Origin of the sequence: Thermoanaerobaculum aquaticum (assembly GCF_000687145.1) — a bacterium.
GTDB classification, from domain to species: Bacteria; Acidobacteriota; Thermoanaerobaculia; order Thermoanaerobaculales; family Thermoanaerobaculaceae; genus Thermoanaerobaculum; species Thermoanaerobaculum aquaticum.
Genome location: NZ_JMFG01000018.1, coordinates 78,190 through 85,559, shown reverse-complemented (window position 1 = coordinate 85,559; position 7,370 = coordinate 78,190). Strand labels below are relative to the sequence as shown.

At 59.6% G+C, this 7,370-nt stretch carries 6 protein-coding genes and 1 pseudogene; 5 read left to right on the top strand and 2 right to left on the bottom strand.

Annotated features, from left to right (window positions below; translation table 11 throughout):
* Positions 1 to 625 (bottom strand): glycosyltransferase (locus tag EG19_RS14120; protein ID WP_235208716.1); only part of this gene is annotated, 625 nt, incomplete at its 3' end.
* A gap of 6 nt (positions 626 to 631) precedes the next feature.
* Positions 632 to 1,120: pseudogene (locus tag EG19_RS14440) on the bottom strand (glycosyltransferase family 4 protein); the annotation flags it as partial.
* A gap of 330 nt (positions 1,121 to 1,450) precedes the next feature.
* On the opposite strand from EG19_RS14440, the gene EG19_RS07345 reads away from it, so the two are divergent.
* The 5 genes from EG19_RS07345 (at position 1,451) to EG19_RS07325 (ending at position 7,211) form a co-directional block, all read left to right on the top strand.
* On the top strand, positions 1,451 to 1,651 hold the full coding sequence (locus tag EG19_RS07345; RefSeq protein ID WP_152543975.1) for a hypothetical protein: 201 nt from the start codon (positions 1,451 to 1,453) through the stop codon (positions 1,649 to 1,651).
* Complete coding sequence (locus tag EG19_RS07340) at positions 1,638 to 2,117, top strand: hypothetical protein (protein WP_152543974.1); 480 nt, start codon at positions 1,638 to 1,640, stop codon at positions 2,115 to 2,117. The genes EG19_RS07345 and EG19_RS07340 overlap by 14 nt, the downstream gene beginning before the upstream one ends.
* Before the next feature lie 179 nt (positions 2,118 to 2,296).
* Complete coding sequence (locus tag EG19_RS07335) at positions 2,297 to 2,884, top strand: hypothetical protein (protein WP_053335053.1); 588 nt, start codon at positions 2,297 to 2,299, stop codon at positions 2,882 to 2,884.
* Positions 2,885 to 3,501: 617 nt separating this feature from the next.
* A complete protein-coding gene (locus EG19_RS07330; protein ID WP_038049183.1) occupies positions 3,502 to 5,661 on the top strand; it encodes a TonB-dependent receptor plug domain-containing protein in 2,160 nt (719 codons plus the stop codon).
* A 74-nt stretch (positions 5,662 to 5,735) separates the two neighbouring features.
* Entirely contained in the window at positions 5,736 to 7,211 is a 1,476-nt protein-coding gene (locus EG19_RS07325; RefSeq protein WP_038049181.1) for an AAA family ATPase, read from the top strand.
* The last annotated feature ends 159 nt before the right edge of the window (positions 7,212 to 7,370 follow it).

Sequence of the window (7,370 nt, the reverse complement as noted above, 5' to 3'; positions counted from 1 at the left end):
GATCCCATGATAACTCGCGCTCGCCCAACTCCCGTACCGCTCTACTAATCTGCTCGATCAACTGGTGGTCACTCAAGAGCGTCGCCATAGCTCTTGTCAGCCCACTGATGTCACCAGGTTCAACAAAAAGTCCGTGGACACCATCTCTCAAGGTCTCGCTAAATCCGCCAACTCTAGTAACTATTACTGGTTTCCCAAAGGCAATTGCCGTCATTAATACGCCGCTTTGATCAACGCTTTGGTAAGGCAGCACTACGATAGTTGCACGTCGAAACAGTGACCCGACTGATTCTTCTGGTACATAACGAAGATCCCATACAACTCGCTCTTCAATTCCTAAATTCCTTGCCAGCTTCTGAAGGGGTACCACAGGAATTTTGGGACATCCGACGATTAGCAGCACCGTTTCGTTAAGAAGCGGTCCCGGTAATCCAGCGAAAGCCTTAATGAGCACATCGAGACCCTTGTGAGGCTTTATCACTCCGAAAAAAAGTACTATCTTCCTGACGTCCAAAACCGAACTCGGCCCGACAGGGGCGCTATGAGTGCCGATGCGACCGTAGTAGTCGAGCACACCGTGGGGAACTATTGATACCGCTGCACCCGGGATGTCCGTTTTACCCATCAAAGCGTCGCGGGAAAAGTTTGTGTGAACAATGTAATGATCAAACATTCGCAGCGCGCGTGCGAGACCCCACAGCTGTAGCTTTGAGGATGGGCTCCCCTGGTACGGGTTGGTATCGTGAACCGTGAAGACTAAAGGGCAGAGAGTTCCAAGTCGCCCCAGGAACAAAGAATCAACTAATGGTAGTGGCAACCACTGGAAGTGAATGATGTCTGGCCTCCAGGCCTGTAGCCGACTGACCAATTGGCTCATGTTAAAAGCGTGCTCCAGGCCTTTGATCCACCTTCGTAGAATACCAACCGGCCTTGGAAACATCTGATTCGTCAGGTGATAGAAATGGTTTAGCGTTTCATAGCTAGGTGGACACACCCACCGCGTATACGGGCTCTGGCTCCCAACAAAAAGGACCCGACAGCCCTTTTGAGCCAGGCCTTCACAAAGACAGTGATCGTAGGGCCTCGCAAAAGACGACGGATCGATAACAACTACCCTCATCTCGTGCCTCTCATGATTCCTGGAAGAGAAAAACAACCCAACCGTATTCCACGCCACTGGCGTACCAGCCGGCGCCGAAGCAGCACCCTCTTGGTGTGCCCCGCTCTCCCGACATCCAAATAAATAGGCCGCGCAACGAGTCCATTTAACAAACGCCGATTCCAAGCACCATAAAGGAGTATAGGTCCTTTAGCCGTCGCATACAACCCCCCGCATTGCGTCATCAAAAAACTGCCCGAAGGTGGGTGGTTGCCTCACGTAAGAATCTGCTCGAAAGGGGGAGGCGTGCGAGATTGCTTCCCAAGGAGGGAAGCGGAAATGAGGTTGACCATGGCTGAGAGAAGGGTGCTGGTGAAGGCCTTTGCAGGGCGGTACCAGAAAGCCACGAAGAAAGCGCGTGGGGTCATTTTGGATGAGTTCGTGGCCGCCACCGGGTACAACCGGCGGTATGCGGCGTGGCTTTTGCGGTCCCACGGCAAGAAGGTGCCTTTGGGCCGGCGTTGGATGGTGGTCGGAGATGCGAGTAAGTAAGAAGGTCAACCGATGCCGTCCCCGCCGCTACGGTGCGGAGGTCGTGAAGAGCCGCATCAAGCTGTGGGTGATGCTGGACTATCCCTGCGGTCGGCGGTTGGTCGCGGCGCTGCCGGAAGTCTTAGAGGCGTTGGAGCGGCATAGGGAACTGGCGGTCGGGGGCGAACTCAAGGGCAAGCTGCTGACTATCTCGCCGGCCACGGTGGATCTGCTGCTTCGGGAAGAAAAAAAGCGCTATGCCCTGAAAAGCCGGGCGAAGACCAAACCGGATAACCTTTTCCGCTACCCCTTGCCGGTGCAAACCTGGGCTGAGGCGGAGCGGGGCCACCGAGGGCATTTGCAGATGGACTTGGTGGGGAGCGATGCGGGCCAGGCTCGGGGCGATTTCTGGTGGACCCTGACCCTCAAGGAACTTCTTCCGCGGGGGGCACGGCCACGCTCCGCCTTCCACCCGTGGCCGGCTTAACCCCCCGCACCCCCAACGCTCCCACCGGCAAAGCCGGATGCTCGCTTGCTACGGACTGGACGGAGCTGGGCACGACTCGCAACAAATCGCGTTTTCATGTCTTAGCTGCTTTCGAGACTGCCCGCGCTTGGCTCCCCTTTCCGGTAGTGGCTGTGCATAGCGACAACGGGGCGGAGTTAATGAACGAGCACGGCGTCCAGTACTGCAACCACCGTGGTATTAAGTTCAGCCGCAGCCGAGAGTTCAAGAAAAACGACAACTGCTTCGTGGAGCAAAAAAACGCCTCGGTGGCTCGGCGCTTTAAGGGCTATGCCCGCTTCGACACCGACCGAGCCTGGAAGGTCATGCAAGAACTGGATGCCACCGTGAGTTTGTTCGTGAACTTCTTCCTGCCTTCACAAAAGCTCATAAGCAAAACCCGACAAGGTTCCAAGGTGCGAAAACACTACGACCGCCCGCAAACCCCGCTCCAACGCGTCCTCAGCTCGCCCTGGGTGAGCGAGGAAACCAAAAACACCCTCCGCCAACAGGCCTTGACTCTCAATCCTGCGAGCTTGGCCCGAAAAATCAACCGCTTGCGGTCCGAGCTCATGAAACTCCCCACACCACTCGCACCTACCGTTGCCAAAAAACGGGCTGTGGACGGTGCCGGGCTGCGGCAGGCGGGCCTCCCATCCCCCAACCCCGCTTGGCCGCAGCCCTTGGAAATCGCGGCCGATTTCCACACCGCCCACAGCCCCGACGAAACGCGGGAGAGCCTATCATGATTTCGGGCAGATTTTTCATGAGCCTACCACCAACACTTCGGGCAGATTTTTACGTGAGGGTACACGTTGGCCCGAGGGTGGGGGAAAACGAACATATTTTCCAATGGGTGGAACGAAAGCAAGCTGGCAACAGCTTCTTGGAGAGCTCTAGTAAACTTCCTCGAAGGTAACGGTATCAGGCTGGCAGTGATAAAGAGAGCGTGGTTTTCCTTTTTGCTTCGTACTGGCCAGGAGCTCGCCCCCCATTTCGCCGCCGATTTGCCTTTGCTAGCGCCCGGTAACCAGAAAGCCCTGTCGAACGCTGGTCGGGCGCGGAACGACGCCGTGCAGCCCGCGCCTGACAGCCACCGGTCACACAACAATGAATTGCGTCATGCGACAGATGCTTTGTTGTGGGCCGCTGAGAGATTGCTTCCCCAGGAGCGTCGGCCCCACATTTCCTTTAGGAGCACGACCGGCTTGACAAAGCTTTATGAAGGTTGACAACATTTCCGCACGAAGAGCTTTCCACAAAAAGGCTTACGCGAGGGTAGTGCATGCCGAGCTTGATTTTTAGGCCCTATGGTATTGTTTTAATAACGTTGCAACCGCAACCGCTAAAATCCAACGGGGGGCAAATGAAAAGCATTCCGGTAGTTTTTTGCTTCTTCCTGCTTTCACAGGAAGCTTTGGGAGCGCAAGTGAAAGACGCCAACGGGCAACCTGTGCCCTTTGCCCGCGTCAGCATCCTGGGCCAGAGTGGGTGGTTGGTGGCGGATGCCCAGGGAAACTTTGCTTTGCCGGAAAAAATCACACCGCCGGTGGTGCTGGTGGTCACCGGTGCCGATGGGGTGGTTTTGGGCAGCTTTTCCTTTGCCGAAGAGCTTCCAGAGCCGCTGGTGCTGGTCATTTCTCCGGTGCGGGAATCGCTGACGGTGGTGGCCAGCCGCCCCCCGGACCTGGTGGTGCCGGCCGCTTCGGCCTTTTCCCAGGTAAGCCAAAGGCAACTGGCCGCCGAAGCCCCCGCTCAGCTGGCCGACGCCATGACCACCATCCCCAACGTTGGCCGCACCGGCAGCGACCATGCGGCAGTACCGGCGGTACGGGGCCTTGCCAGGTTTCGGTCGCTGGTTCTCCTTGACGGCACTCGGGTGCTGACCGAACGCAGGGCCGGGCCCAGCGCCACGTTTTTGGATCCGCTCACCCTTGGTGAACTGGAGGTGGTGCGGGGAGGCGCCGGCGTGGCTTACGGTTCCGATGCCTTCGGGGGCGTGATTGCCGCGCGAACCCGCCTGGCGCAACCGGGAGAGCCCTGGAAGGAAGCGTACCAACTGGGTCTGGGCTTTGGTTTTCCCGAGGAATCGGCGCACGTGGAAGCCGGCGGAAGCCTGGGGGCTGGCGCTCTGACGTTGGGAGCTGCGGTTCGCCGTTTTGACCCCTACCGCTCCCCGCACGGGGAGGTTTTCAATTCGCAAGCGGATTTCCGCTCCTTCCGCGCAGGCTTCCAATGGCCCGTGCGCCAGGGGATGTGGCGGGTGCTGTGGCGATCCGATTGGGGCCGGGATATTGGCCGACCCACGCAAAATTCCCGAACCGACCGGACCTTTTACCCTGAAGAAAACAGCCACCGCCTGGTTGTGGGTTTTGAGGGGCCACTTTCCGGGCGGTGGAGCCGTATCGCCTGGACGTTGGGCTGGGCGGAGTACCAGCTGCTCACCGCCCGGGACCGGGCTCCCACCAGCACCGCCCCTCGCACCGTGACCGTGGCCGACGTCTTTTCCCACGATTACACAGCCCGCCTGGAGCTGGAGGGGAGCTGGGCCGGAGGTCAGCTCATGCTGGGGCTGGATGCTTACGGTCGGTTTGGCCTCAAAGCCACGAACACAAGCTCGGCGTTTGAAAGCGCTCCCGAAAGCACGCGGGTCCGCGAGGTTTCCATTGCCAACGCCCGCAAGGACGACGCCGGGCTTTTTGCCGCGTACCAGCGCCAGTTCCGGCTTTTTTCCCTCAACCTTGGCGTTCGCGCCGATGTGGTCCGCAACCGCAACCAACAGGGCTTTTTCGGCAATCAAAGCCAGACGTTTACCCGCGGCTCCGGATTTGTGGCTGCCACGTTTCCACTGGGCCGTTATGTGGATTTTTCGCTGCAGTTTTCCCGGGGCTTTCGGGATGCGCTTTTATCCGACCGCTTTTATCGGGGCATTACCGGTCGGGGCTTTATTACCGGAGACCCCAACCTCAAACCGGAAACTTCCGAGCAGTGGGACGCCAGCCTGCGCTACCGCAAAGGCGCTTTCCACGGTGCTTTTTACGCCTACCACTACGACATCTTTGACATGATCGAGCGCTACCGGCAGGGACGGGATTACTTCTTCCGCAACCGAGCCCAGGGGAGGCTACGGGGTGTGGAGGCGGAAGCAGGTCTTTCTGTGACGAAAAGCCTTGAGCTGCTCCTGGGACTTCAGTACCCGGAAGGAAAAACCGTTGACGACGGCACTTACCTGGATGACGTCCCCGCCCGGGGTGGCTATGTGCGCCTTGCGCAAAGGAAAAGCCGCTGGTCCTGGTTTACCCACTTTGCCTTTTACGCCCGGGACACCCGCCCTGGGCCCACGGAAACGGTGGTTCCGGGCTATGCGCTGCTGGACGGCGGCGCCAGCTACCGCTTGGCACCAGAGCTTGAGCTGGCGGTGCGGGTCCGCAACCTCCTCAATCGGGCCTATCCCGGCGACAACGAGCCCGGCGCCGTGCTGGCCCCGGGCAGGAGCGTGCTGCTTTCCCTGCGGGGAACGCTTTAACGCTTTCTTCGCTTTGCTCACCAGGAGGAAGCCCGGAACGGGCTTCTTCCTTTTTAACACGCTACAATGAACGCATGGCGACGACGGTGGAGCAAATCGTTACGGCGCTGGCCTCGGCGTACCCGGTGATTGCGGTGGTCTCCCCCGAGGAGGACCGCATTGAGCGGCTTATCCAGCGGGTGGGGGCGGCAGCCAAGCCCAACCCCTTGCCGGTTTTGACCTGGAACTGCCTGGATGGCTTTGGCCAGGCCCATCCGGTGAGCGATCCCCTGGCGGCGCTGGCCTGGGTGGCGCAAGAAGCGCCTCAGGGTTTCTACCTTTTTAAGGACATCACCGCCATGCTGGACGGCAACCGCTTTCTCCTGCGGCGCCTGCGCGATACCGCTTCGGCTATCCGCAATTCGGGCAAGTACCTCTTCCTTTTGGGGCCGGTGGTGCAGGTTCCCGACGAGCTGAAGCCCTTTACGTACGTGGTGAACTCCATTTTTCCCGATGAAGCCGAAGTGCAGGCCACGGTGCAAGCGGTTTTCACCGCCACCCGGCGCAGTGTGGATCCCTCCACCTTTGGCCGCATCGTCACCTCCCTGCGGGGCATGAGCCTCACCGAGGTGGAACACGTGCTGCGCCGGCTCCTGGCCCGCCATCAGGAACTGGGGGAAGCTTTTTTCCTCGAGCTTTTGGCGGAAAAAGAGCAAATCATGCGCAAGGAGGGCATCCTGGAGTTTGTGCCCCCGGATCGAGGCATTGAGGAGCTGGGGGGGCTGGATCAGCTCAAGCTCTGGGTTCGGCAGAGGGCCTCGCTCTTTACCCCCGAAGCTCGAGCGCAGGGATTGCCGCGACCCAAGGGCGTGCTGCTCATGGGCATGTCCGGATGCGGCAAGTCCCTGGCGGTGAAGGTCATCGCCCACGAGTGGCAACTGCCGCTTTTCCGCCTGGACATGAACCTGGTGTTTGCCGGGGTGCACGGTAGCCCCGAATGGGTGTTCCACCGGGCCCTGGAAGCTGTGGAAGCGGTGGCGCCGGCAGTGCTGTGGATTGACGAAATCGAGATGGGGGTGGCCGGCTACCACGAGGGGGAAACCGGCTCGCTCACCCGTATCTTTTCCACCTTTTTGACCTGGATGCAGGAGCACCGGGCCGACGTCTTTGTGGCTGCCACGGCCAACCGGATCAACCTCCTGCCGGCGGAGATTATCCGCAAGGGGCGTTTTGACCAGGTGTTTTTCGTGGAGCTCCCCAACGAAGAGGAACGCAAGGAAATCCTGGCCATCCATATGCGCCGGCAGGGCCTGGACCCCAGCAAGTACGACCTGGTGCTTTTGGCTTCCGCCACCCGCGGCTGGAACGGGGCGGAAATCGAGCAAGCGGTGATTTCCGCGCGGGTGGCCTGCTTTGCCGAGGGCCGTCCGGTGGAGGAGCGGGATTTGCTAGCAGCCATGGGGCAGATCGTGCCCCTTTCCACCACGATGGCCGAGCAAATCAAGGCCATCCGCTCCTGGGCCCGCACCCGGGCGCTCCCCGCCACCACTCCCGGGAAACCGGAAATGTAGGCTGGCGGCAGCTCAAAACCACGCTCCCCCTTTGCCAATTCCCAAATCCGGAATTCTCGACTCTGGGTCTTCTGGGAAACGCTTTTCTCTTTTCGTCATTTCCCTTCTGAGATCCGCGGAATAAAACCGCGGATAGCAGCGTTCGCCGTTTCAGGGCGA